Origin of the sequence: Sphingobacterium spiritivorum ATCC 33861, from assembly GCF_000143765.1 — a bacterium.
Classification (GTDB): Bacteria; Bacteroidota; Bacteroidia; order Sphingobacteriales; family Sphingobacteriaceae; genus Sphingobacterium; species Sphingobacterium spiritivorum.
Genome location: NZ_GL379771.1, coordinates 14,692 through 38,734, shown reverse-complemented (window position 1 = coordinate 38,734; position 24,043 = coordinate 14,692). Strand labels below are relative to the sequence as shown.

Genomic DNA, 24,043 nt, shown 5'->3' with positions numbered 1-24,043 from the left:
TATTTTTGTGCTAAAATTTTTAGACATGTTGGGTAGGTTAAAATCGTACAAACCGTACTATTTAAGTACATTTTTATTAGCCGGTCCGGTAGTTGTTTCCCAATTGGGACATACGCTGGTACAAACTGCAGATACTGTTATTGTCGGGCATTTTGCAGGCAAAATACCGTTGGCAGCTGTTTCCCTTGTACACAGCGTATTTATGGTTGTACTGGTCATCGGTCTGGGAATAGCATATGGATTGACTCCTTTGATTGCACAGGAAAACGGTCGCTCCAACAAGGAGGAATGTGCCAGACTGTTGTCTAACAGTTTTTGGCTGAATGCACTTTCAGGAGCATTATTGTTCTGCTTTGTTTATTTCGGATCTATGTATGCTGTAGAGCATCTGGATCAGGATCCGCGTGTGGTAAAAGAAGCAAAGCCTTACTTGTTTTTATTGAGTTTGTCTATCTTCCCGCTAATGATTTTCAATACTTTTAAACAATTTGCAGAAGGACTGGGATTTACGAAGCAAGCCATGAATATTACCATCTGGGGAAATATTTTTAATATCCTTCTGGCTATTATTCTTGTGAAGGGAATGTTTGGTTTCAAACCTATGGGCATCAAAGGTGTGGGTATTGCTACATTAACAGACCGTATCCTCATGATGATTGTGATGGCTCTGTATGTGTTGAAATCTTCTATTTTCAGAGCGTATATCAGACATTTCAGGCTGACTTATCTGGATAAGGGTAAACTGTGGAACATTCTTAAAATCGGAGCTCCTGTAGCGATGCAGTACGTCTTTGAGATCGGAGCCTTTGCCGGTGCTGCATTGATCGCCGGGAAGATAAGTGCAGACGCACAGGCTTCACATCAGGTGGCTATTACCCTGGCTGCTATGACGTATATGATGGCCAGCGGTATAGCATCTGCAGCAACGATCAAGACGGGTAATAGTTTTGGGAATAAGAATTATTTCAGGTTACAGCGTTTTGCGGTATCATCCTATCATCTGGTATTGATCTTTATGTCTGTGGCTGCGATTATATTTGCTGTTTTCAATAAGTATCTTCCTTACCTTATTACTGATGATGTAACAGTGGTGGCTATTGCTTCCCAGTTACTGATCATCGCCGGATTATTTCAGTTGTTTGATGGTACCCAAGTGGTTGGTCTGGGGGTCTTGAGAGGTATGGGGGATGTAAATGTTCCGACTTTTATTACGTTTATAGCGTATTGGGTTGTCGGATTACCTGTCGGATATGTTTTAGGTGTGGTATTGGATTGGGGAGTGAAAGGAGTGTGGTACGGATTGACATTAGGTTTATTGACTTCCTCGTTACTTTTATATGCTCGCTACAGAGCCGTAATAGGAAGGCATATGTCGTCAACTTATATTATCAATTAAGGTTAATGCCCTGACAGATAATTAAAAAGGCTTCTTTTCGTACAGAAAAGAAGCCTTTTTAATTTTACTTATATACCGTTGATCAGATCACACGGTTAGTATCCCACTGTTCCAGATAATCTGCAACGCGCTTAAGGAATGTACCGCCCAAAGCTCCGTCTATCACCCGGTGATCATAAGACATGGATAAGTACATGATATGGCGTATACCTATCATATCTCCAAACTCAGTCTCTATGACAGCAGGTTTTTTCGTAATGGTACCTACAGCCAGAATAGCGGCCTGCGGCTGATTGATAATAGGTGTACCCATTATGTTACCGAATGCACCAATATTTGTAAATGTAAATGTACCGCCTTGTGTGTCATCCGGCTTCAACTTGTTTGCACGTGATCTGACTGCCAGATCGTTGACAGTTTTACTTAGACCGACCAGACTAAGCTGATCTGCATTTTTGATCACAGGGACAATCAGGTTACCTGTGGGAAGGGCTGCTGCCATTCCGATATTGATATTCTTTCTTTTGATAATATTTGTTCCGTCTATAGAAACGTTTACCATCGGAAAGTCTTTCAGAGCTTTGCTTATGGCTTCGATAAACAAGGGTGTAAATGTGATATTTTCACCTTCACGTTTTTTGTAACTGTCTTTAATTTTGTTGCGCCAGTTGACCATATTTGTCACATCAGCCTCTACAAAGGAACATACATGCGGAGAGGTCTGCACACTTTTGACCATATGATCAGCAATCAGTTTGCGCATACGATCCATCTCTATAATCTCATCTCCGGCAGCTGTAATACCAATTGCTTTTGTGGGAGAAGAATCTGGTGCAGTGCTAGCTGCTGCTGAGGTACCGGCCGGAGCAGGAGTTGTATTTGACTGACCAGTCTGTCTGCGTTGCTGCAGGTAATTTAACACATCCTGTTTAGTCACACGGCCATCACTGGCTGTTCCGGGAATGGAGTCCAGTTCCTGTTGGGAAAGACCTTCTTCCTGAGCAATATTGCGAACCAGAGGAGAATAAAATCTTATGTTATTGTGAATCGCTTCCTTATGGGCTGCAGGTGAGGCAGGTAGTTGATCTACTCCCGGAATTTCCAAATCAGGGAGTTGGATCTCTTGTACAATAATATCTTCATCTTTAACAGGAGTCGGATTGATCATATTGGCTTCTGCTTCATTTACTTCCGCTGAAGTAACAGTTGTTTCTTCTCCTTCTCCTTCGCCTTCTATTTCAATGACAGCGATGATCTGACCAACCTGAGCGATCTCTCCGTCACTGATTTTTTTCTCTTTTAAAATACCCGAAACCGGGGACGGAACATCAGAGTCTACTTTATCAGTAGCAACTTCTACCACAGCTTCATCCTCACTGATCCTGTCTCCTGGTTCTTTCAGCCACTTGGTTACTGTAGCTTCGGAGACACTTTCTCCCATCTTGGGAAGTGTTAAATTATATAGTGCCATGCGTCTTTATCGTTGTCAAAATACTAAGTTAATTATTAATTGTAATAGATTGATCAAACAAAATTTAATTTTTTGATTTAGTCTTTTTTGAATATTTTATTCTATGCTAAAGTTGTTTTCCGTATGAAACAAATTCCATAGCATATTATAGGCATAAGCAGTCGCCAATTCTATATTTACCTGTCTGTTTGGTGTAAACTGGCATTTTTTGGTTATCACTTTTTCCTTTCCGGCAATAGCGATCCATACTGTTCCTACAGGTTTTTCGGAAGTTCCGCCATCCGGTCCGGCTATCCCGCTTGTTGCAATTGCATAATCGGTTTCAAAGTTCTTTTTGCTGCCATTCGCCATTTCAATTACGGTTTGTTCACTGACAGCTCCATAAGATGATAATGTAGCTTCTGTTACGCCTAAAAGCTGCATTTTCAGTTTATTGGAGTAGGGGATAGTGCCTCCTGTAAAGATCTGACTGCATCCCGGTACAGCGGTCAGTTGCGCCGCTAAAAATCCTCCGGTGCAGCTTTCTGCTGTAGACAAAGTAAGGTTACGTTTTGCAAATTCTTTGATGATGACTTCTTCGATAGTCAGATCTTCTGTAGAGATAACATGTGACCGTACACGATCTACTATACGGTTTGCGAATTGTTCAGTCTCTTGCCGGAGTGCCGATGCATCCTGACCGATGGCCGTTAGTCGCATGCGTACAGAACCGTACTTCGGCAGGTAAGCCAGTTTGATGTAATCAGGCAGTGCATCTTCGATATCTGCAATAGTATTGGCGAGGAATGATTCACCGATTCCTGCAGTAATAATATTCTGCGTCCAGATGGACTGACCGATATCCAGTGTGGATAATATAGGAAGAATCCGGTTTGTAACCAAAAACTTCATTTCAAAAGGTACGCCCGGTATAAAGAAGTAGTACTTATTATCTTGTCTGACAAACATACCCGGAGCTGTTCCCACATCGTTAAACAGTACTTCTGAATTGGCTAAAATATCGGCTTGCTGCAAATTGATCTCCAGCATTTCCAAGCCTCTTTGCTTGAAAAAATCTTCTACGTGAGCCAGTACTTTCGCATCGCGCATAAGGTGTGTACCGAAATAATCTGCTGCTGTTATCTTTGTGATATCATCTTTGGTGGGACCGAGTCCCCCTGTGACAATAATAATATCCGCTCTTCCGGCTGCTTCCTGTAAAGTTTGACGGATCGCTTCTTTGCTGTCAGAAACAGATGTAATCTGCCCGATGGAGATATTGATATTTTTGAGCTGCTTGGCGATCCATGCAGAATTGGTGTCTATGATCTGACCAATCAGAATTTCATCTCCGATAGTTATAATTTCTGCTGTCATTGATTTACATATTAAGTTTCAGCAGCGGCGGTCATCGTTAATATCCGCTAAAACTGCTGTTGCGTTTAGATAACTTAAGATCCTGCAATACGGAGGCTTTGGCCCGGATTGTGATATTGTAACTTTTGTATTGACCAAATGGGGTCCATCCGACGGACATGTCCCAACAGTGTAGATCTCTGTAGATATTGAATTGGGTCATGGATACCTGCTTTGCTCTGAAATCATATCCGGAGTTAAACTGTACTTTCCATTTTGGAGTAAGGTTAAAGTCACCACTTACGTTAAGCGTGGCAGTCATTGTAGACTGTAATCCCGGTTTGCTGTATTGAAAACTGAAGGATCCGGCCAGATTCCATGGAATGTTGAAATCCACGAAGGCATTTGGATTTGAACTGATACGGGCCAGGGCTTCCGCTTGTTCAGGCGTCATATTCTGGACTGTATTACGAAGGGAATCAATATTTTTGTTACGACTCCTGGATGCATCAGGATTGAAACTATAGTCAAAAGAAAAACCAAAACTGGTCAATCGTGCAAGCTTGCCACTCTGAATAGCATATTTGTTGATCTTAGTTCCGAATTTGTCAATGGAATACGGATCTAATGAACCGTTGAAGTTGATATTGATCTTTTCCCCAAAAAGAGCTGTACGTCCGGAGAAACTAATCGGAGTAAGTTTAAGGGAGTCTGCTACAAAGTTGTAATTTCCACTAAAGGTCAGACCTTGCAGGATCGGAATTTTCTTGACTCCGTTATTGGAGGTGTCACTTTTGCTGAGAACTTTGGCTTCCAGGTTATTATCCACGGAGAATCCGATTCCCATTGATCTTCCTGAACCCGGACTTCCGTAGATTCCGTTTTGGAAAATAGAATACCGGGATTGTCTGCCGTTTTCGTCAATGAAATTTCTGTAAAATCCGAATGAAGGATCCGAGAAATCGGGTCTGTAATTCAGATTGATAGAGGGAGTAACGACGTGTCTGATGTTCTGTATTTTTCCGATCTTGGGATACATCCCGTATATTTTGGTTGATAGACCTGTAGATATGGAGTAATCATATGCGCGTTTGAATCCCTGAAGTGTATCGGTAACAGGTTTATATCCCTGAGGTTCATTCAATAAGGATTTGCGGATACTTTGCAGATACCAGCGTTCGGTGTAATTGACACTTGTGTTGAACTGAAAATGTTTGAAAGCATTAAGCGAGAGACTGATCGGAATGGAGTGCTGGAATCCGTTCGAAAATTTATTGAGTGCTTCTTTAGTAAACAAGAGGGAATCTCCGATAGATATGGAGTTACGCCCCTGTAAACTATAGCCTACGGTAATACGTTGATACCATTTTTGTTCTCCGACACGTTCTTTGCTGTCAAACGGATTGAATGAGGCTACGTTAAGACTGAAGGTCGGTAATTCTAAATCTACACGTCCGGTTGCCATTTCCTGTCTGTGACTGAGACTGGAAGTGAAGTTGACTTTTCCATCAGCGAACACTTTCCCATAACTGATGGATGAGGACATATTATTACGTGTCAGATCGTTAAAATTATTGACCAGAGCACCTGTTCTTTTATAGTAAGAGCTACTACCAAAATTTACCGATGCACTGAATGATGTTCCCGGATTAGCTTCCTGACGTTGGGTATGGTTCCACGTGACATTAAATACTTTATCAGACCCGTAATCGTCAGTTCCTTCCACACCGGTCTTAGTTGATGCAAAGCTCAGGTTAAATCCGCCGTTGTATTTATAGTTGACCTTGTACTGTGTATTGACGCGTGCCTCCCAGGATCCTTTGGAGAAGATCGTTGCCCGCAATTCGGTATCCCAGTAATCATTAAAAGCCAGATACCAGCCGATGTCCCTGATCGTAAATCCCCGGGTTGCATCCTCTCCGAAAGAAGGGAACAGGAATCCGGAAGATCTTTTATTAGGTTTAGGAAAAAAACCAAAAGGAATGGCAACGAATTTGACTGGTATGTTTTCTACAACCAGATAGGTAGGGCCTGCAATGATTTGATTTTTGGTAACAATCCCCTTTGAAATTTGTAGACCGAAATGGGTATGTGGATAAGGCAAATCACAGGTGCTGTACAAACCTTTGTATATGGACATCTCATCGTACATATTTTTCCGCACGACTTTGGCCTGTATGTATCCTCCGTCTACTTCGGTCATAATTCCATAGGTATTACCTTCCTGCGTTTTGTAATTGTAGGTTAGGGAATCTACAGACTTTGGTGTTTCGTTTGGAAATAATACAACGGGCCTGCCCACGTATTTTCCATTATGGTCGATGACCCCGCTGGCAAAGAGTTCATTTGTGTTACGATCCAGACGGATGAAATCGGCAGATAACTCAAAATCCTGATATTTGACCTTTGCACCTTTATACAGATAAGTTATATTCTTATCTACCTGCGTATACTGACTGTCTACTGCTACGATGCTGACTGTAGATTGCAGGCCACTTTCATTTTTGACAACTACAGAATCACGTATACTGTCCTGTGTTACCAATTTTGTCGTATCGGTAATACTTTTTGTTGTATCCTGGATCGTAGACTTCGACGCTTTTGAAGGGGTAATTTCCTGAGCATATGCTAAAGAAATACACATTACGAGAAGTAATAAATATGTTAAAAAGTCCGTTAACGCCTTCAAAGTGGATAATGAATATTATTTTTGTGATAAAGATAAACTCTTGGCGACAAAATTAGTCAAAAAAGATGTAGAAAAAACAGGGGTTTTAATGTTAAATAATGCTAAATGAGTTAAATTTGTGTTTAATCACAAATAGCTAGTCAAATTTCAGTTAAATAAAGAAGATACCATATGGACGTAAAAAAGATTTTTGGGAGAACAAAATTAATCGCACTATCATTACTTATTATTTTTCTTATTCTGCCATCCACCAATAAATCTCAAAGTAAATCTCCATACAAAATAAAGACTATTGTCATTGATGCCGGGCACGGAGGGCATGATTCAGGAGCGAGGGGCCGGGAGACACTGGAAAAACATATTGCCTTGCAGGTAGCATTGAAATTGGGAAAACTGATTGAGTCCGAATTGCCGGGAGTCAAGGTTTTGTATACACGTAAGACAGATGAATTCGTTGAACTTTATAAGCGTATTTATTATGCGAATGATAATCATGCAGATCTTTTCATTTCTATCCATTGTAACTCCGGAGGTATAAGCCGAGTGACAACTCGTAATCGCAAAGGTAAACGTGTTACTTCATCTGTGACTAACTCTTCGGCAAAGGGAACGGAAACACTGGTGTCCGGTTACGGAAGATTAGGCGAACAGGATGCTGCTCTTCGTGAGAATGCCTCACTGTTGCTGGAGTCCAATTACAAAGACAACTACCAGGGTTTTGATCCGAAGGACCCCGAAAGTTATATTGTCTTCTCGTTAATGAAAAACCAATTCCGTGATCAAAGTATTAAACTAGCCTCTTACATGCAAAATGAATATGTCAAATCAGGACGTACGAATCGTGGCGTGTGGGAAAAGAGTCTTGCGGTACTGGCCAGAGCGGGTATGCCGGCGGTATTGACGGAGATCGGATTTATCAGTAATCCGGATGAAGAACAGTTTATGATGTCAGATTCAGGTCAGAATGAGATTATTAATAACCTGTTGAATGCAATTAAAACCTATAAAAGAAGTGTGGAACGCTAAACAATTAGTATCTTCGACTGTTGTAAGAGATAGTTTTAATTTCTTTTTAGTTTGTAATATAGTACGATTTTGAAAATAGCAAATGAGACCAAAGTAGGGGCATTGACAATTGTTGCCATTGCCTTACTGTTTATTGGATATAGTTTTTTGAAAGGAAATGATGTTTTCAGTAGCGAAAATACATTTTACACAGTATATGGAAATGTGGATGGTCTGGCTGTATCAAAACCTGTAATGGTCAACGGTTATCAGATAGGGCGTGTGTCAAAAATGACACTAATGCCGGATGGACAGATCAGAACCGAATTTAAGATTAAGAAAGAATATGAAATCCCTTCCAATACTGTTGCCCGCATCATGAGTGCAGACCTGCTGGGAAGTAAGATTATCGTTTTTAATTTAGGAAATAGTACCACATTGGCTAATGACGGCGATCCGCTGACATCTGATGTGCAGCAGAATCTGATGGAAAAGGTAGAGCCATTACAGAAGAAAGTTGAAAATATCGCAGCCCGCATGGACTCGGTACTGGTAGCGGTAAATGCCATTCTGGATAAAGACTTTCAAAAAGACGTGAAGAGAAGTGTACACAGCATCTCTGTTACCATGAAAAATATTGAAGGTATTACCGGAGAGGTCAACGGATTACTGGGAACTGAAAAGGCGCGTCTGGGAAGAATCATGGCGAATCTGGAATCGATCACAGTTAATTTCAAGAATAACGGTAAGAAACTGGATCATATCATGAATAATCTGGATAATGTATCTGATCAGATGGCCAAAATCGAAATCAAATCTACAGTAGACAAAGCAAACCAGGCTATGCAGGATGTTCAGGAAATAACTAATAAGATCAATAATGGTGATGGTTCTATCAGTCTGTTGCTTAATGATGATAAGTTATATAATAATCTCAACAGTGCCTCTGAGGAGCTGGATAATCTGATTAAAGATGTGAAGAATCATCCCGGAAAGTATATCAGACTTTCCATTTTCGGAAAGAAGGATACCAAATAATATTTTGACACAACTGTCCGGAAATCATACCTTTTCTTATAGCGCTTTGCTTTAGATATGATTCCTTGCAGATGATATAAATAAAAGGTCCCGAAAAAAATTTCGGGACCTTTTTATGTTTTACAAGGTTTCTTTGAGCCAGCCAAAAAACTCACGTTGCCATACCTGCGCATTATGTCCGGAGAGCACCCAGTGATTTTCGTCCGGAAGGTATACCAGACGACTTTTTATTTTCTTCAATTGTGCCAGTTGAAATGCCGCTAATCCCTGTCCGACAGGTACACGGTAGTCTTTACCTCCCTGAAAGATCAGGATGGGTGTATTCCAGTTGTTAGCGTATTCAATAGGGTTAAACTGATGGTAGGTTTTATCATTTGCTTTATCCCAGTACGGTCCACCCAGATCGTGATTTGCGAAAAATAATTCTTCAGTAGTACCATACCAGCTCCGCATATCAAACAGGCCGTTGTGTGCGATAAATGATTTGAAACGATTTTGGTGTACCCCTGCCAGCATATACACCGAATATCCGCCATAGCTGGCGCCGATAGCTCCGCGACGTGCAGTGTCTACATATTGTTCTTTCGAAATATCATCGATAGCTGCAAGGTAATCCCGTATAGGCTGGCCTCCCCAGTCTTTGGAAATATCGGCATTCCATTTTTCACCCCAGCCCGGCATTCCCCGGCGGTTTGGAGCAATCACAATATATCCCTGAGAGGCTATCAGTTGCAGGTTCCAGCGGAAAGAGTAAAATTGAGTCAGTGCGGATTGAGGGCCTCCTTCACAATACAGAATAGTCGGATATTTTTTTGCAGGATCAAAATCCGGAGGATAGACTACCCACGAAAATAAATCTTTACCATCTGAGGTCTTGGTGACACGGGAGGCCACCTTATTGGTATAGATACCGGCATACAACTCATCATTTACAGTTGTGACGGGCTTCAGTTCTTTTTTACTAAGATCATAATGGTACACTTCCGGAGCATGTGTGAGTTTGGTAGACGTTACGATCAGGGCATTATCACTCTGTCCGACTATGCCTGTTATATCAAACTCTCCTGAGCTGATCTGTTGGATCTGAGGGAATGCTTTTGTTTTTAAATTTGCAGGTATTGTAAGTTCGAATAATTGTACTGTTCCTTTGACAGGGGCTGTAAAATAAATTTTGCGGTTATCTTTACTCCATATAAATGAATTGACTGTCCCGTCCCAGTGTGCGGTAAGATTAAGCCGCTGTGAACTGGATTTGTCAAATAGCACAATATCATTCTTATCTGCTTCATAGCCTTCAGTCTTCATGCTCAACCAGGTGAGCATTTGTCCATTCGGACTGTAAGTTGGATTTGTATCGTAACCGTTCATTCCTTCTGTCAGATTGGTTGTCTGTTTGCTGGACAGGTCATACCGATAGATATCTGTATTGGTGCTGACAGCATAGTCTGTTCCGAATTTTTTCTTTGAAACGTAGAGCACTGCTTTACTATCCGGAGACCATGCGAAATCTTCCGCTCCGCCAAAAGGCATCTGAGGGCTGTAATAGGGTTCGTCCTGTAAAAGATCTACAGGTTCTCCGATTACTCCGTTATTATATGTAGCTACAAAAGGATGGTTGAATTTTCCATTATTGAAAGTATCCCAATGACGGTAATCCAGATTGTCAAATACGTAGGCATCTGACTTAGGAAGATCAGGATAACGGTCAGGACTGTGGTATTTTTTGATTAATACCGACTGGCTGAATAAAATATGTTTACCATCCGGTGAAAATTTAACATTCTCCAGTTCGAGTTCCCCCTTAGTAAGTTGCGTTGCCGCACCTCCGCTGATATTTTTTTTCCAGAGCTGACCCTTTAAAAGATAGATCACATCTCCGTTTTCTGCAATATGCACCACCGATTCGCCTCCTTTTTCCTGAGAAAATGGAATTGCTTTTCCTCCGGTTACGGCTACAGAAAAAAGATTTCTCTCCGAACTGTTCTGCTCAAAGTTGTACTGAGATACAGCATAGATAAGCGTTTTGCCATCTGTTGTCAGTCCTTCTGCAGATACACGTCCTAACTTCCATAAAATTTCCGGAGTAAGTGCTGTTGTGTTGGATTGATGTGCCATGCGTTGATCGATTAAAGATTTGTCCGTTTTTAAATCCGGCCCTGACTGAGCAAGCGTAAGACCCGAAACCGAAACCATAGCTACAGCTAATATATGTTTCTTCATAAATACTAGAATAAATGAAGCGCAAGTTACTAAAAGGCTTTAATAACTTAAATAAAACGGGTCATTTATGCGTAAACAGTATATGAATGGCAGTGAGATATATTTTTAAAAAGATCATTGTAATTCTAAAACGTGTAATAGCCACTCCCTCCGCGAGGGAATGGCTAAAATCACATCATTATTAAATTAAACACCCCACTTTTATTTATTATCAAACTGATACCAATTGATCTTTGTAGACAAGCGCATCAGTACAGCCAGTATGACAAACATGCCTATGGTGCCGACAATAAGAGACAGGTCACGTAATTGCATCAGGACGAATATAAAAATGTAGAACGTACTGAGTATACCTGCAAAGATGGCAGCTGTCTTGTTGTCTTTTGTGACGCCCTTGATAAATGCCGCAATCAATCCAACAGTGGCAAGCGCTGCAAGTACATAAGCAATATTAAAGCCCATCTGTTCACTAAGTGCGAGTAACAGCGAGTAAAAGAGAGCCATAGCAGCTCCGATAAGAATATACTGGATAATATGTATGCGTTGTTTTTTTACAATCTCCGTAAACAACAAAGCCGTAAATGTCAGCAGAATGACCAGTATACCATATTTAGCTACCCGTGTTGTTTTCTGGTATTGATTTACCTCTGGTAAAAAATTAACAGATACCATATCGTCATTGGTCAGTGTCTGTTGTGTATAGGTCGTAGCAGAAGCCGGTTCAGTCATAGTCGTAGCGGCGTACTGGGTTTCCTCTACATCACTGTAAAATTTGTATAATGTTTCTGCAGTACCCGTCCATGATTGGGGCAGTTTGCGGCTAAAACTTGGGATACTCCATTTTGCGGAAAAATTATTCGTTCCGACTTGTCTGTCTTCCGGAAGAAATGCGCCGTTGAAGCTGGGATTAGACCAGTTTCCTGAAATAGAGATGTCAGTCTGTGCTGCCAACGGAAGAAAGTTAAGGGACTTGGATCCTTTCAGATCAAAGGAAATATTGAAATTCTGCTTGCTGTCCTTTTCGTTAGCGATGGAAACAGGAGCCGTCAGACTCTGGCTGAAAAGTGTCAGGTTGTTAAAGTCCGGTTCCAGTTCTAATTTCTGATCTTTCCAGCTAAACTGAGGCGTAGCCTTCAGACCTTTGAAATCCTCTACCCCGAATACTACACGAGCCTGATCCCAATTGACATCTGCCGGATCGATCTTTAATTTAGAAAGGTTCAGCGAGTCAAAGTCTCCGGTAATGTTAAGTTTTGTGTTGTACACCACTACCTTATAGATACCTCGTTTGAGTGGCTCGGGACTGACCTTACTGTCTATCTTGACATGATTGGGCAGTAAAAAGATCCATTCTGTCACCTTTACCTTTTCGATAACCTTTACTTCCGTATTCTGTACTTTTTTCTCTGAAATCTGATCAGCAATCTTAGTGTACGGAATAGCCAGTACAGGTGTACCTATGACCTGTTGCTTTCCCCATTTAAGTGCGATTTCCGAATTGACTTCCTGTTCCCGGTACTTCCTTTCATCAATAAGTTCGCTTATCCAATGCATAGGTATAAGCATAATCAGTGTAAGTACCAATATCATGATCAGTTTTACAGCGACCGATTGCATGATCTTTTCTAAAAATGAGACTTCTTTAGTTTCCATGATTTTGTGTGTGATAAGGGTGAATAAATTTTGTTAAAAGTACTTTGAAATTCAAAGTTAATGGGTAAAAAAATTATTTGTACTGTTGTTTTATTAAATTTTCAAGCGCTGTGAGGTGATTCTCAAATGCTGCTTGTCCTTTAGTCGTCTTTCTGTAACGTGTATTAGGCTTACGATCGATAAATGTCTTGAATACCTCTATATATCCTTCTTTTTCAAGCGTTTTGAGGTTTGAAGCTAAATTGCCGTCTGTGACATCCAGTAACATTTTCAGCGAGCTGAAGTCATACTCCAGATTTGCAACCAGCACACTCATGATTTGTAAGCGTACTTTATTTTCTAATGTTTTATCGTATAAATCTAAGTTGATGTTCACTATTCATATTTTTTATGGACGATGACTCCATAGATAATATGAAGCACACCGAATCCTAAAGCCCAAAAAACAATTCCGTAGCCGGGAAACAGCAAAGCAAGTAATCCTAATCCGATTTCGCAAATTCCCAGCCACCTGATTTCTTTAAAAGTGAAATTTCCTCCTGCCACTAATGCCAGGCCATAAAAGATAAGAAGGGTAGAAGCTACGGCCAGCATCATACCTCTAGCTATCAGCAGCAATGCAAATATACCTCCTGTCAGCAGTGGCACAGCTACAGCAAATAATAGTGATCTGCTTGTCTGATTCCAGATGGACTGCTGATGAATCTTCGCTTTCCGTTTGGCCATTACCAGACCCGTGGTAATAGAAGCCGCCAGTACCAGTACTGCTGTAATTAACAACTTACTTATAATAGAAGGTTCATTGACATAATGATCTCTGTAGCCCATTACACTATCAAAGCCATAGACTTCATAGTAAGCATAAGCGGCACCGATAAGTGCATATATACCAATAAGGATGCTCGAAATGCCGCTAATGGAAATAAATTTGGTGGATTTCTCCATCAAAGAGCGGATCTGCGCTATATCTTTTATTAAATCTTCTTGCTTCATAAAAGTACTTTGTTTTTCAAAGTAAATGAATAATAATGAATTATGCAAAAAAGTTTTTTGATTTTATTTTAGATTGAAAAAATATTCAAAAAATAGTTGGAAAATACTTGCAGGATATTGTTTTGGTTTCTATCTTTGTGCCACAATAAAAGTCCTAACCGCGGAAGTGGCGTAATTGGTAGCCGCACCAGACTTAGGATCTGGCGCCGCAAGGCGTGGGGGTTCGAGTCCCTTCTTCCGCACTTGATGTCCTCCCGAAAATTAAACATCGGGAGGATTTTTTTTTAAAAAATAATGCGATTAAACGCTTAGAATAAAGTATGAAAGTTTCTCACAAGAAGATTGACGACATCAACGCTAACATCACAGTTGATTTAGCACCAGAAGATTACAACCCACAGGTTGATAAGGCAATAAAAGATCAGGCTAAAAAAGCTAAATTACCAGGTTTCCGTCCGGGAATGGTTCCTACTGGTCACATCAGAAGAACATACGGTAAATCAATCTTATTTGACGAAGTCAATAAGGTAGTGAATGATAAAATTGCAGAATATATTTCAGAAAACAAACTGGAAGTACTGGGACAACCTCTTCCAATTGATGAAGAAGTAAACTACAACTGGGATTTCAAAGATTCGTTCAACTTCACATATGAAATTGGTTTAGCACCAGAATTTGAAACTCCTTTCACAAAAGAAACTGAATTCACTGAATACGATATCAAAGCAGATACGGAAACATTAGAGTCACGTATCAAAAATCTTCGTCGCAGCTACGGAAAAATGACAAACCCTGAAGTTTCAGAAGAAGGAGATGTATTGTACGCTACGTTGAAACAAGAAGGTGAAGAAGGTATCGAAAAAACAACATCTGTCCGCACAGATATCATCGAAGACGCTAAGATCAAAAAATCTTTGTCAGGTCTTAAAAAAGATGATTCGGTAAAGATTGATGTGAAAAAAGCATTCAAAGCAGCTGATCTTGCACGTATCCTGGGTATCACTGAAGAAGAAGCGGAAGCAATCGCTCCTGCAAAATTCGAATTGACTGTTAAAAATATCAACCGTCTTGAAGAGTCTGAGTTGAATCAGGAATTCTTTGATAAATTATTCCCTGCAGGTGAAGTAACTACAGAGGAAGTTTTCAAAGAAAAAGTAACAGAAGAAGTGGAGAACTTGTTCAAACAAAATTCTGCTCAGAAATTGCGTAATGATCTTTATACTTTCGGTATGGAGAAAGTTGACGTGAAATTCCCTGAAGAATTCCTGAAAAGATGGTTGAAAGCAACTAATCCAAACATCACTGAACAAGAGCTGGAAGAAGGCTTTGCTGATTTCATTAATAACCTGAAATGGACCATCATTGAAAACCGTATCGTTACAGCTAACAACTTAGAAGTAAAATACGATGAGGTGATCAATCTTGCAAAAGAACGTATCTATGCTCAGATCAAAATGTATAACATCAATGAAGAGCCTGCTGATGAGCAATTGTCACAATATGCTATTCAGATGTTGCAGGACAGAGAGCAGGCTAACCGTCTGTTTGAAGAAGCAAAAGCTCTTAAAGTATTCGATCACCTGAAAACAGTTGTAAAATTGAAATCAAAGAAAATCGATTACGATAAATTTGAAAAATTAGCATAAGCTTATTTTAATATATACTAAAGCCGGCCTTTCTTACACGAATGGCCGGCTTTGTTTTGTGATAATATCGGAAAAGTGAACTAAACTTTAGGCCGGTAGAAGCTATAGCTTACAGGAAAAGCCGGAAGTTTAACCGATTCATTATTTATTAAGGGGATAGTATTAAGAGTTCGAATTTCCAGACTCCGGTCTTTGAACTTATTTCGTGGATTTTTGTGGTTCTTTTTTCTTAGGCTTTGTTTCTTCTTCAAGGCGTCTCCAGAATACCATGCGTTTAAAGAACTCTGAAAAGCTGTTGAATTCCTGTCTGTAGACCAATCCGGCTGCACTGATGTAATCATTATCCATTCCTAAGAGCAGGAAATTTCGTGTATTAAGGCGGTTGGAGGCCCGCAGGATCAGACTTCCGTCTTTACGCAGGCGATAGGAGAGCTCAGCATCTGTTGCAACTTCATTGGAGAATACATTCAGATCGTTGAGTTGCAGATTTCTTCTGTCCGTCACACCGCCCGTAATGACGAGCCTGTCATTAAAGAAACGTAATGATGCTGAAGCATCATTAAGCGAACGGATATTGAGATCAAAGAAGTTGATGTTAAGCGATTGGGAAATAATCGTGTTCAACTGATTGAAGGCAATCTCTGTTCCTGCTGATAATAATGTGTTATTCACTTCTTTTCCAAACTCAGTAGACGATCCCGGTGTGAAGCTACGTCTTACAATAAGACTCATCGCCTGCTGATTGACATTGTTTGCATCCGTCAGATATCCCTGCAGTTCATCATTGATATACGGATCCTGCGGAAAGGTCAGGGCAAAACTTATATCCGGTTTGGTGAGGTTTCCTTTCAGGATCATATCTGCCTGTGCGAGCACACGCTGATCTCTGGTGGATGAACGGCCGGCAGCATTGTATAGCGGTGCTACTGAAGTTCTTTGCTCATAGACTGCGCTAAGGTTGATAATGGCTTCACTTGGATTGCCTGCCCAACGGATAGTACCGCCTTCTTTCATATCGAAGATCTTATTGATAAAGTCCTGTGCCGTAAAGTTGAACTTGCCGGAACTTACCACATAATCACCGAACATTTCAAAATCACCCAGACTGGATATCTTCAGATTTAGAGCACCTGTACCTCTTCCTTTTAATGAACCGAGATCTGTCTGCAGATTTACTTCTGCATCAGGTGTGATATTCAGATCCATATTCATGCTTAAGCCCTGAAAGCTGTTGCGGTGGTTCTTTTTACGATTTTCTGATGAATCGGGACTGATAAAATATATAAAATCGCTCTCTGATACCGTCATCGAACTGTTGAAAGGTATCGTAAAAGTTGTATTCTCATTGGATTTGGCACGAATATCAATTTTCATGGCGGAAGTGAGTCCCTTGAATTTAAATGTACCTGTGGCATAGGCCGTACCATAATAGAGATTGTTGTCTTTATAAGTGGTATTGAGCACAAGAAAATTCTGCGTGCTGACATCTACATCTATTCGCGGGTCCGAAAGTTTATTCAGATCAATATAACCATTGGCTGTTGCTTCGTGATTGTTAGGATCGAATATCTTCAGATTGTTGAGTACGATATGATTTTTGGATACTTTTACCTCATCGTCCGAAACCCTGTAAGGTGTTTTCAGGTAATTGACAATAAATGATGCATCCTTGAAACGTGTGACAGCGCTTATCTCCGGCTTGTTGATATAGCCTTTTACACTGATATCTCCGGATACAGAACCATGTAAATCGGAAACCAGATTCCGTAGAAACGGTTGAAATATAATTAAATCCGTATTGACGAGTTTACCAGAGATATCAATAGCATTTTTATCATCACCTATATTATACGTACCATCCAGTTTAAGCTGTTTGTTTATCCCGTCTGCCAGATCAACATCCAGATCGACGAGACTTCCTTCCGGATTGTAGGTCGCCATCAGTTTCAACTGACCGATCGGCAATCCGTTGTAGACGATCGGACTAGTTTTGAGATCGGCATTGAAGTACGGTTTTTTGAATAAAGAATTAATCTGCAGATTGCCGTTTACTTTACCCTGCATGGCAATACCCATTGGCTTTGTAAAACCGTCCAGAGAGGCTAATCCGAAATTATTGAAAGCAAAGTTGATCTTGTCGTTCTCATCGGACATCGCTCCATCCACTTTGATCTCCTGCTCTCCCTGACTCAGTTTAAGATTTTCCATGTACACCTTTCCTTTAGAAATCCTGACCTGGGCATCCTGATTGATATTCCATTCTTCTCTGTTGATCTGTACTGTAGAAGGAGAGAAGTTAATGTATGCAGGCTTATTATGTGCAAATAATATATTTCCGTTCAGATCCAGGTAATTTGGAGAAGACTGCTGGGATAATTTGACATTGAACAGCAGACTGTCTTTTGAAAGAATATTAGTCAGATTGATATTGTTAATATACGCGCTGTCAGAAAGATTAAGGCGGTCTGCCGTAATCATTAAAGCCAGAGCTTCCTGATTTGCGTTTTCTTCGATGATCAGATTCGTGAGCTTTATACCGTTATATCTTACAACAGGACTGTAAGCTTGAAACTGTGCTGTATAGTCTTCAGAAGAGAAGTTTGCATTGAGGGTTGCACCGTCCTCCAGTGTAAGGTTCGGATCTACGAAAGAGGCAATGGGATTGAATGATTTTACATTCAGAAATAAGTCGAAATTTTGCTTATTGTAAGGTTTTGTTTCAAATCCGATGGCCGGAGCATAACGCATAGCCAGCGATCTGAAATAAGATCCGATCGTCGTAAGATCAATTTCACCCTTCAGGTTTACATCCAATACATCCGAATGTAAAACCAGATTACGATCCTCCTGATTGCCGGCTGCATCGAAATCCAGAAAAGCAATATTGAACGTTCCTTTGGAAGTGGTAAAATGGATGTCTTTTGCTTCCAGTTTACCAATCAGATTATTCAGATTGTCGCCCTGCAGATTAGTTGTGAGGCTTGTATTGTGAATATTTATAGTGTCTTTTTTGAAAAGATTGATAGCGAATAGATTGGTGTTTTCTATCTGCGCATTCAGCAGGTAAGTAGGAGAGTCTTTTTGCCAGTCTATGTCTGTGCTGAAAGCCAATGTGGCATTGCGATCATCTAATTTGCCGGATATATGTAAAAATTCATTTGCAATATTTCCATCGATGTCCAGCCGGTTATAGGTATAGTCCCTGAATCGTATTCGTTCCAGATGACCCTTTACCTTTAGATCTAAGGCTTTGAAGTCTGTTCCTTTTCCGTCAAATGTAAGATCAAATCCGGTTTTTCCAAGATCTTTAACAGGTACTACTGTATGGATCGCAAATTCAGGAGATTGTATATGGCCATTATAAGAAAGCCCCCTTTTAAGGTTAATATGACTTTCTGTTTTTAAGTCACCCAATGCTGTTTTAAATGATCCGTTTGCTTGGAAATCATTGTAAAATCCATCAAAACGTCCTTTATATGCTATATTTTCAAGCTGATGAACGATCTTCGGAAGTTTGAAAGACTTCATGTTGCCCAGGAGTGGGATAAGGCTCTCCAAATCCTTAGCATTACTTTTTAGAGAGGTTAAGTTAAATCCAAATACGGTTTTGTTGATGTCCGGTAAACCTTTCACAGTAAAATCTCCCGCAAGTTCAGTATTTCTGCCCATACGCATAAGCGTATTTTTTGCGTGTATATCGGCTACTGTTCCATGAAGATTGGCCTGTGGAATGAGGACATCGAATTGTACATATTTCATGTCTGTAGCAAAGTACTCGATATCTTTAGAAGACACAAAGGAGTTGCGGAAGCGGGCTTTTACATGCACCTTTTCCATGAAATCACTGAAGTCGGCCAGGCTGTCGTATTCAAATTTTATATAATCGGTAAGCCGGGACCGGTTGGTCACCAGTTTGAGATCGGTAAATTCCATCCTCTTTTTCCCGTAGAAGGCTTTTGTAGAAAGTTCCTTGAGATGTAGTCCTGATTTCTCCTGCAGACTGAGCTTATGGATAACGGCACTCCTGGAACCTGAATCTAATCTGATCTGATCAAATGTGCCGGATAATGCTGTGATATCCAGATTTCCGTAATCTACCCCGTATTTATAATGCTTTTTTGTGTTGTTGACGATTTTCAGATGATTGTTTTCGAGGACAACACTCTGGAGAACCAGATCCATCTTTTTAGAAGGTTTCTTTTTTTGTTTCTTCTTAGGGGAAAAGTAGTTGATAAGAAAAGAAAAATTGGTGCTGTCCTTGTATATTTCAAAATCAATGAAGGTGTTTTTGGAATAGATCTTTTCAACGGTGATCTTATTCTGCCAGAGTTCCGTGAGTTTCAGATCTGCATCTATCTGCTCCGTGTAGAGAATGGTCTGTCCGATACTGTCATTTATTTTGAGGTCCTGAAGTACGAGGGATGAGAATGGTTTAAAGTAGATGCTTTTGATGGTGATAGAGGCGTTTAATTCTTTGCTAAGGTAGGAGGCTGCTTTTTTTGCCAGATAGGTCTGGACGGGTTTGTATTGCAAAGAGAATACAAATAGGGCCAGCAAGACAGTAATGCCAGCAAGAGTGATCAGCGTTATTTTAATTATTTTTTTGATAACTTTGTATCCTATTTAAAAGTTACTTCCTTAGCTATGGCCATTATTTTGGGTATCGAATCTTCCTGTGATGAAACATCAGCATCCATATGTATAGACGGTGAAATTAAGTCAAATATTATTGCCGGACAGGCTGTTCATGCAAAATATGGAGGTGTAGTTCCAGAACTTGCATCACGTGCGCACCAGCAAAATATTATTCCGACGGTAGATCAAGCTATACGTGAAGCAAAAGTACACAAAAATGAGATAGATGCAGTAGCTTTTACACGAGGACCGGGATTATTAGGATCTCTTTTAGTCGGTACTTCTTTTGCGAAGTCTTTTGCATTGGCCCGAAATATTCCATTGATTGATGTCAATCATATGCAGGCGCATATTTTAGCTCATTTTATTGAAGATCCAAAACCTTCTTTCCCATTTTTATGTCTTACCGTTTCAGGTGGTCATACACAGATTGTGTTGGTAAAGGATTACTTTGAGATGGAGTTGCTGGGCGAAACACTGGACGATGCCGCAGGAGAGGCTTTTGATAAGACAGCCAAGATTCTGCAACTTCCTTATCCCGGAGGTCCGCTGGTTGATAAATATGCACAGGAAGGTAATCCGGATGCTTTTTCACTTCCTGAGCCTCAGATTGCTGATCTGAATTTTAGTTTTTCAGGACTCAAAACGGCTATTCTCTATCTTGTACAGAAACACGAAAAAGAAAACCCTGATTTTCTTCAGGAAAATCTTAAAGATGTATGTGCCTCTGTTCAGGCCAGAATCGTTTCTATATTGCTGAATAAAGTCAAAAAAGCTGCAAAGCAGACAGGTATCAAAGATATAGCGATTGCAGGCGGAGTATCCGCTAATTCGGGACTGCGTAGTGCTTTGTTAGCCATGGGGGATCGGTATAAGTGGAATGTATTTATCCCTAAATTTGAGTATTGTACTGATAATGCTGCAATGATTGCTATTGCAGGTTATCACAAATATCTTAAGCAGGATTTTGTAGGTCAGGAAGTAGCGCCATTAGCGCGTTTGCATCTGTAGGCGCTATTTCCTGACTTATTTTAGAAGGGGGCTGAGTAGCCGTAGGATTCTTTGGCCATAACAAATGCACCAGTATTTTCTTTCAGATAGGTTACATTATAGCCCTCTGCTCCCATATCCGAAAAGACGAGTTCTATATTATCCTTATAAACGAATGCATACAGGATGTCGATGTAATCCATATTGAAGTCTCCTCCATCATCTACACGCCAGGTACTCATATCATCGTATTTAGCTTTATATTCCTGAGTGATTGTCTTTCCAGGGGTTGAATATACCAATACCGCCAGAGCCGAATCATTTTTCACTTCAAATTCGACAATACTGATTAATGTTTTTTCGTCAATCTGAGCAATATTTTTGAAGTTTTTAACCTTACGATTCTTCTCAGCTACTAATTTCTGAACAGCAGCAGGCATTGTACCTGCATCTTTTGCGGCATGGGGGATCAGTACTTTTCTGGAAGAAAGAAAAGCCTTGTCTGTCAGTATAACTGCGGTAGCAGAAGATGTTAATTTGTTTTCTTTTAGTTGATAAAGAAAACCTGCACTTTTATCAAAATTATCGGCTGTCTGTCTTCCGTTGTCACCATCAGTAGATTTCTGAAATCCCTTATATTGAACCGGAAATCCTTTTCCCTGATCATTAAGTACAAGATCGTATTGCTCCGGATGAGGAAGAGAATCCTGTTCCAATGTAAGAATATGCTTACCTAAGGAGTCTAAAAAACCAAAGGCAATTACATCTTCATTAGTAGTTGTAACTATACTGTCTTTTGCAGAGCTGTCTGTTGTTGTGTTATCCGTTGTTTTTTGTTTTTGCTGGCACCCGAAAATAAGAGATGCTGCAACTATGATTAAAGTAAATTTTATTGATTTCTTTAGCATAAATGTAATGTATAGGGCTAAAATAGTATTTTAATTGTTCTTCTTATTGTAAATTTAACCGGATAGGGAGACGGTATCTGACATTGACCGGAATTCCTCTTTGAATTCCCGGCGACCATTTTCTGAGATTTTCTACTACTCTCACACCGGCTTCTCCTGATCCATATCCTAAGTCTTTCTCTATTTCGATATTGTCAACCTTACCATCTTTTTTCACTACAAAAGATATAATCACGGTTCCGTTAATGTTATTTTCCATCATTTCACGGGAATATTTAAAGGTGTTGGCGACTTTTTGCATCAGACTTCTGATACCACCGGGATATTCAGGAGCTATTTCCTGTTGTGTATAAAGCGTCTCATTATTTAACGAATCATAAGTTGTTCCTTTTACCAGTTTACCGGCATTGTACTGTTCTTCAAAGCGGTATTTTTTATCATTGAATGTGCCTTTCCACAGACCGTTTTTCTTATGATTTACATATTCTCCTGACTCTGTATCTTTATCCCAATAGGATGTTGCAGTTCCATTACCATCTTTTAATACTAACTTGCCTGTCGTGTCAAAGTGTTTGATGTAAAGAGAGTCTTTTACTTTTGTCTTATCATTTTCATAGACGGACTTATAATACCATACATCTCTGAGTTGACCTTCCGGATAATAATAGAATGCTGAATCGATTGCTATACCATCTGTACTGTAAAACTCTTTTGAGGCCAGGTTCCCGTTTTCATAGTAGCGATACACATTTCCATAATATGTAGTCGGGTTCTGGATCTTTTTTGTTTTAGCAGTCAATTTTGGTTTATTCCCGTTGACATAGAACTCTTTTATGAAAATAGTGTCCAATTTGCTCTCGGGGATGTTCAATACCCTGTAGTAATACGCATTTTCTTTTTTTGCAGGTCCGTTATCTTTCTTAAAGTAATTAACTAAATTCTGTTGTGCGTTACTGGCAGAATAACAACACACGAAAAATAGAACAAGTAATAATTTCATAAAGTTTCTGTATTTGATATGGTTTTTAAAGTTAATAATTATAATGATCTATTTAAAGATTGCTGTAGGAATTAACGTTTTTTTAATGTGGCAATTATTTTTCTAAAGATTGATAAGTTTTTATGGAATGATTTAACGTATTGCATCAACGTATAAAATGGTTTTACTTTAAATGTTGTGTTATGTTAGGATCGAAATTAAATATTTACAAAAAGGAATGGCTGGAAGTTATCTTTCAAGGTCGAAATCAATCCTATGGAGCTTATGAGCTTCGTCAATTGTCTCCCAGAGCGACCAATTATGGCCTCGCAATCGTGACTACCTTCGTGTTGTTATGTAGCATGGGCAAATTTGCTTATGATCACATGCCCGGAGAGCAATATGTTGCTCCTGTGATGGAGGTGACTCCCGTGACGCTTGATGATTTGGTTGAAAAGATTCCGGAGGAAAAGATTGAAGATCCGCTTCCGGCCGAAAATCAGCCTAAACAGATCGCACAGGATCCTCCGGCATTAGATCTGATCCGCTTTCCGGAACCCACTGTTGTGGACGCCAGAAAGGCAAAAGATGATGTCGCCACTCAGGATGATTTTAAAGATGACAAAAAATCACCTGCACGTCTTACGTTGAAAGCAATGCCCGGCGGATCGGCCATCGCAAGAGGAGAGTTCGGGGATAAGAAAAAAGATGGTGAAATTACCGGAAAGGGTACAGGTACACTGAGCGGGGGAGACGATAAAATACATGATATGGTGGCTTTGGAAATTCAACCTGAACCAATAGGGGGCATCAAAGCTTTTATGAAATGGGTCGGAGACAATTATCAGTATCCTTCTGCAGCACTTGAACAGGGTGTCAATGGTGTAGTGATGGTCTCCTTTGTGATTGAGAAAGATGGTAGTCTTACGGATATTAAAGTCGGACGCGATCTGAATTTCGGAACCGGAGATGCTGCAGTTACATTACTGAAAAAAGCCAGAAAGTGGAGTCCCGGAATACAGAATGGCCGTCCGGTACGGGTTGCCTATTCGCTTCCGATCCGCCTGAATACTATACAGCAATAA

The 24,043-nt window shown here is 40.1% G+C and carries 16 protein-coding genes and 1 tRNA gene; 7 read left to right on the top strand and 10 right to left on the bottom strand.

Features of this window, described 5'->3' with window-relative positions:
• Nucleotides 1-25 precede the first annotated feature (25 nt).
• The gene (locus HMPREF0766_RS10365; RefSeq protein ID WP_002996667.1) at nt 26-1,396 is read left to right on the top strand and encodes an MATE family efflux transporter; all 1,371 of its coding nucleotides are present in this window, start codon (nt 26-28) and stop codon (nt 1,394-1,396) included.
• Nucleotides 1,397-1,478: 82 nt separating this feature from the next.
• Here HMPREF0766_RS10365 and HMPREF0766_RS10360 read toward each other — a convergent pair whose 3' ends face one another.
• The 3 genes from HMPREF0766_RS10360 to HMPREF0766_RS10350 form a co-directional block, all read right to left on the bottom strand.
• Nucleotides 1,479-2,867 carry a dihydrolipoamide acetyltransferase family protein gene (locus tag HMPREF0766_RS10360; protein WP_002996664.1) on the bottom strand — a complete coding sequence of 463 codons (1,389 nt, stop codon included), beginning with the start codon at nt 2,865-2,867 and terminating at the stop codon, nt 1,479-1,481.
• Between the two features lie 96 nt (nt 2,868-2,963).
• Nucleotides 2,964-4,223 (bottom strand): competence/damage-inducible protein A, encoded by a 1,260-nt coding sequence (locus tag HMPREF0766_RS10355; RefSeq protein ID WP_002996661.1) that lies wholly within the window; start codon nt 4,221-4,223, stop codon nt 2,964-2,966.
• Between the two features lie 37 nt (nt 4,224-4,260).
• On the bottom strand, nt 4,261-6,846 hold the full coding sequence (locus HMPREF0766_RS10350; RefSeq protein WP_002996658.1) for a putative LPS assembly protein LptD: 2,586 nt from the start codon (nt 6,844-6,846) through the stop codon (nt 4,261-4,263).
• A 216-nt stretch (nt 6,847-7,062) separates the two neighbouring features.
• Here HMPREF0766_RS10350 and HMPREF0766_RS10345 point away from each other — a divergent pair, with 216 nt between their 5' ends.
• Both HMPREF0766_RS10345 and HMPREF0766_RS10340 read left to right on the top strand, forming a co-directional pair.
• Nucleotides 7,063-7,917: an N-acetylmuramoyl-L-alanine amidase family protein gene (locus tag HMPREF0766_RS10345; protein WP_002996655.1), complete on the top strand. Its 855-nt coding sequence runs from the start codon at nt 7,063-7,065 to the stop codon at nt 7,915-7,917.
• A gap of 69 nt (nt 7,918-7,986) precedes the next feature.
• On the top strand, nt 7,987-8,934 hold the full coding sequence (locus HMPREF0766_RS10340; RefSeq protein WP_002996653.1) for an MlaD family protein: 948 nt from the start codon (nt 7,987-7,989) through the stop codon (nt 8,932-8,934).
• A gap of 120 nt (nt 8,935-9,054) precedes the next feature.
• Here the strand turns inward: HMPREF0766_RS10340 and HMPREF0766_RS10335 are convergent, their stop codons facing one another.
• The 4 genes from HMPREF0766_RS10335 to HMPREF0766_RS10320 form a co-directional block, all read right to left on the bottom strand.
• Nucleotides 9,055-11,154 (bottom strand): S9 family peptidase, encoded by a 2,100-nt coding sequence (locus HMPREF0766_RS10335; RefSeq protein WP_002996651.1) that lies wholly within the window; start codon nt 11,152-11,154, stop codon nt 9,055-9,057.
• A gap of 201 nt (nt 11,155-11,355) precedes the next feature.
• Nucleotides 11,356-12,807 (bottom strand): cell envelope integrity protein CreD, encoded by a 1,452-nt coding sequence (creD, locus tag HMPREF0766_RS10330; protein ID WP_002996648.1) that lies wholly within the window; start codon nt 12,805-12,807, stop codon nt 11,356-11,358.
• A gap of 73 nt (nt 12,808-12,880) precedes the next feature.
• Nucleotides 12,881-13,183 carry a winged helix-turn-helix domain-containing protein gene (locus tag HMPREF0766_RS10325; RefSeq protein WP_002996645.1) on the bottom strand — a complete coding sequence of 101 codons (303 nt, stop codon included), beginning with the start codon at nt 13,181-13,183 and terminating at the stop codon, nt 12,881-12,883.
• On the bottom strand, nt 13,183-13,800 hold the full coding sequence (locus tag HMPREF0766_RS10320; protein WP_002996640.1) for a hypothetical protein: 618 nt from the start codon (nt 13,798-13,800) through the stop codon (nt 13,183-13,185). Before HMPREF0766_RS10320 ends, HMPREF0766_RS10325 begins: the two co-directional genes overlap by 1 nt.
• A gap of 160 nt (nt 13,801-13,960) precedes the next feature.
• Here HMPREF0766_RS10320 and HMPREF0766_RS10315 point away from each other — a divergent pair.
• Nucleotides 13,961-14,042: transfer RNA gene (locus tag HMPREF0766_RS10315), tRNA-Leu, on the top strand.
• Nucleotides 14,043-14,120: 78 nt separating this feature from the next.
• Nucleotides 14,121-15,446: a trigger factor gene (tig, locus tag HMPREF0766_RS10310; protein ID WP_002996637.1), complete on the top strand. Its 1,326-nt coding sequence runs from the start codon at nt 14,121-14,123 to the stop codon at nt 15,444-15,446.
• Nucleotides 15,447-15,644: 198 nt separating this feature from the next.
• On the opposite strand, the gene HMPREF0766_RS10305 is transcribed toward tig, so the two are convergent.
• Nucleotides 15,645-20,042, bottom strand: coding sequence for a translocation/assembly module TamB domain-containing protein (locus HMPREF0766_RS10305; RefSeq protein ID WP_487042754.1), 4,398 nt, complete (start codon nt 20,040-20,042; stop codon nt 15,645-15,647).
• Between the two features lie 48 nt (nt 20,043-20,090).
• Between HMPREF0766_RS10305 and tsaD the strand changes: the two genes are divergently transcribed.
• Nucleotides 20,091-21,092 (top strand): tRNA (adenosine(37)-N6)-threonylcarbamoyltransferase complex transferase subunit TsaD, encoded by a 1,002-nt coding sequence (gene tsaD, locus HMPREF0766_RS10300; RefSeq protein WP_002996629.1) that lies wholly within the window; start codon nt 20,091-20,093, stop codon nt 21,090-21,092.
• A gap of 20 nt (nt 21,093-21,112) precedes the next feature.
• Here the strand turns inward: tsaD and HMPREF0766_RS10295 are convergent, their stop codons facing one another.
• Complete coding sequence (locus tag HMPREF0766_RS10295; RefSeq protein ID WP_002996626.1) at nt 21,113-21,979, bottom strand: hypothetical protein; 867 nt, start codon at nt 21,977-21,979, stop codon at nt 21,113-21,115.
• 43 nt (nt 21,980-22,022) lie between these two features.
• Nucleotides 22,023-22,979, bottom strand: a complete 957-nt coding sequence (locus HMPREF0766_RS10290; protein WP_002996624.1) for an energy transducer TonB — start codon at nt 22,977-22,979, stop codon at nt 22,023-22,025.
• Nucleotides 22,980-23,161: 182 nt separating this feature from the next.
• On the opposite strand from HMPREF0766_RS10290, the gene HMPREF0766_RS10285 reads away from it, so the two are divergent.
• Complete coding sequence (locus HMPREF0766_RS10285; RefSeq protein ID WP_002996621.1) at nt 23,162-24,043, top strand: energy transducer TonB; 882 nt, start codon at nt 23,162-23,164, stop codon at nt 24,041-24,043.

Coding starts and splice junctions, on each gene's coding strand:
- HMPREF0766_RS10365 (WP_002996667.1), top strand. CDS start 26: ATGTTGGGTAGGTTAAAATCGTACAAACCGTACTATTTAAGTACATTT.
- HMPREF0766_RS10360 (WP_002996664.1), bottom strand. CDS start 2,867: ATGGCACTATATAATTTAACACTTCCCAAGATGGGAGAAAGTGTCTCC.
- HMPREF0766_RS10355 (WP_002996661.1), bottom strand. CDS start 4,223: ATGACAGCAGAAATTATAACTATCGGAGATGAAATTCTGATTGGTCAG.
- HMPREF0766_RS10350 (WP_002996658.1), bottom strand. CDS start 6,846: ATGTGTATTTCTTTAGCATATGCTCAGGAAATTACCCCTTCAAAAGCG.
- HMPREF0766_RS10345 (WP_002996655.1), top strand. CDS start 7,063: ATGGACGTAAAAAAGATTTTTGGGAGAACAAAATTAATCGCACTATCA.
- HMPREF0766_RS10335 (WP_002996651.1), bottom strand. CDS start 11,154: ATGAAGAAACATATATTAGCTGTAGCTATGGTTTCGGTTTCGGGTCTT.
- creD (WP_002996648.1), bottom strand. CDS start 12,807: ATGGAAACTAAAGAAGTCTCATTTTTAGAAAAGATCATGCAATCGGTC.
- HMPREF0766_RS10320 (WP_002996640.1), bottom strand. CDS start 13,800: ATGAAGCAAGAAGATTTAATAAAAGATATAGCGCAGATCCGCTCTTTG.
- tig (WP_002996637.1), top strand. CDS start 14,121: ATGAAAGTTTCTCACAAGAAGATTGACGACATCAACGCTAACATCACA.
- tsaD (WP_002996629.1), top strand. CDS start 20,091: ATGGCCATTATTTTGGGTATCGAATCTTCCTGTGATGAAACATCAGCA.
- HMPREF0766_RS10295 (WP_002996626.1), bottom strand. CDS start 21,979: ATGCTAAAGAAATCAATAAAATTTACTTTAATCATAGTTGCAGCATCT.
- HMPREF0766_RS10290 (WP_002996624.1), bottom strand. CDS start 22,979: ATGAAATTATTACTTGTTCTATTTTTCGTGTGTTGTTATTCTGCCAGT.
- HMPREF0766_RS10285 (WP_002996621.1), top strand. CDS start 23,162: ATGTTAGGATCGAAATTAAATATTTACAAAAAGGAATGGCTGGAAGTT.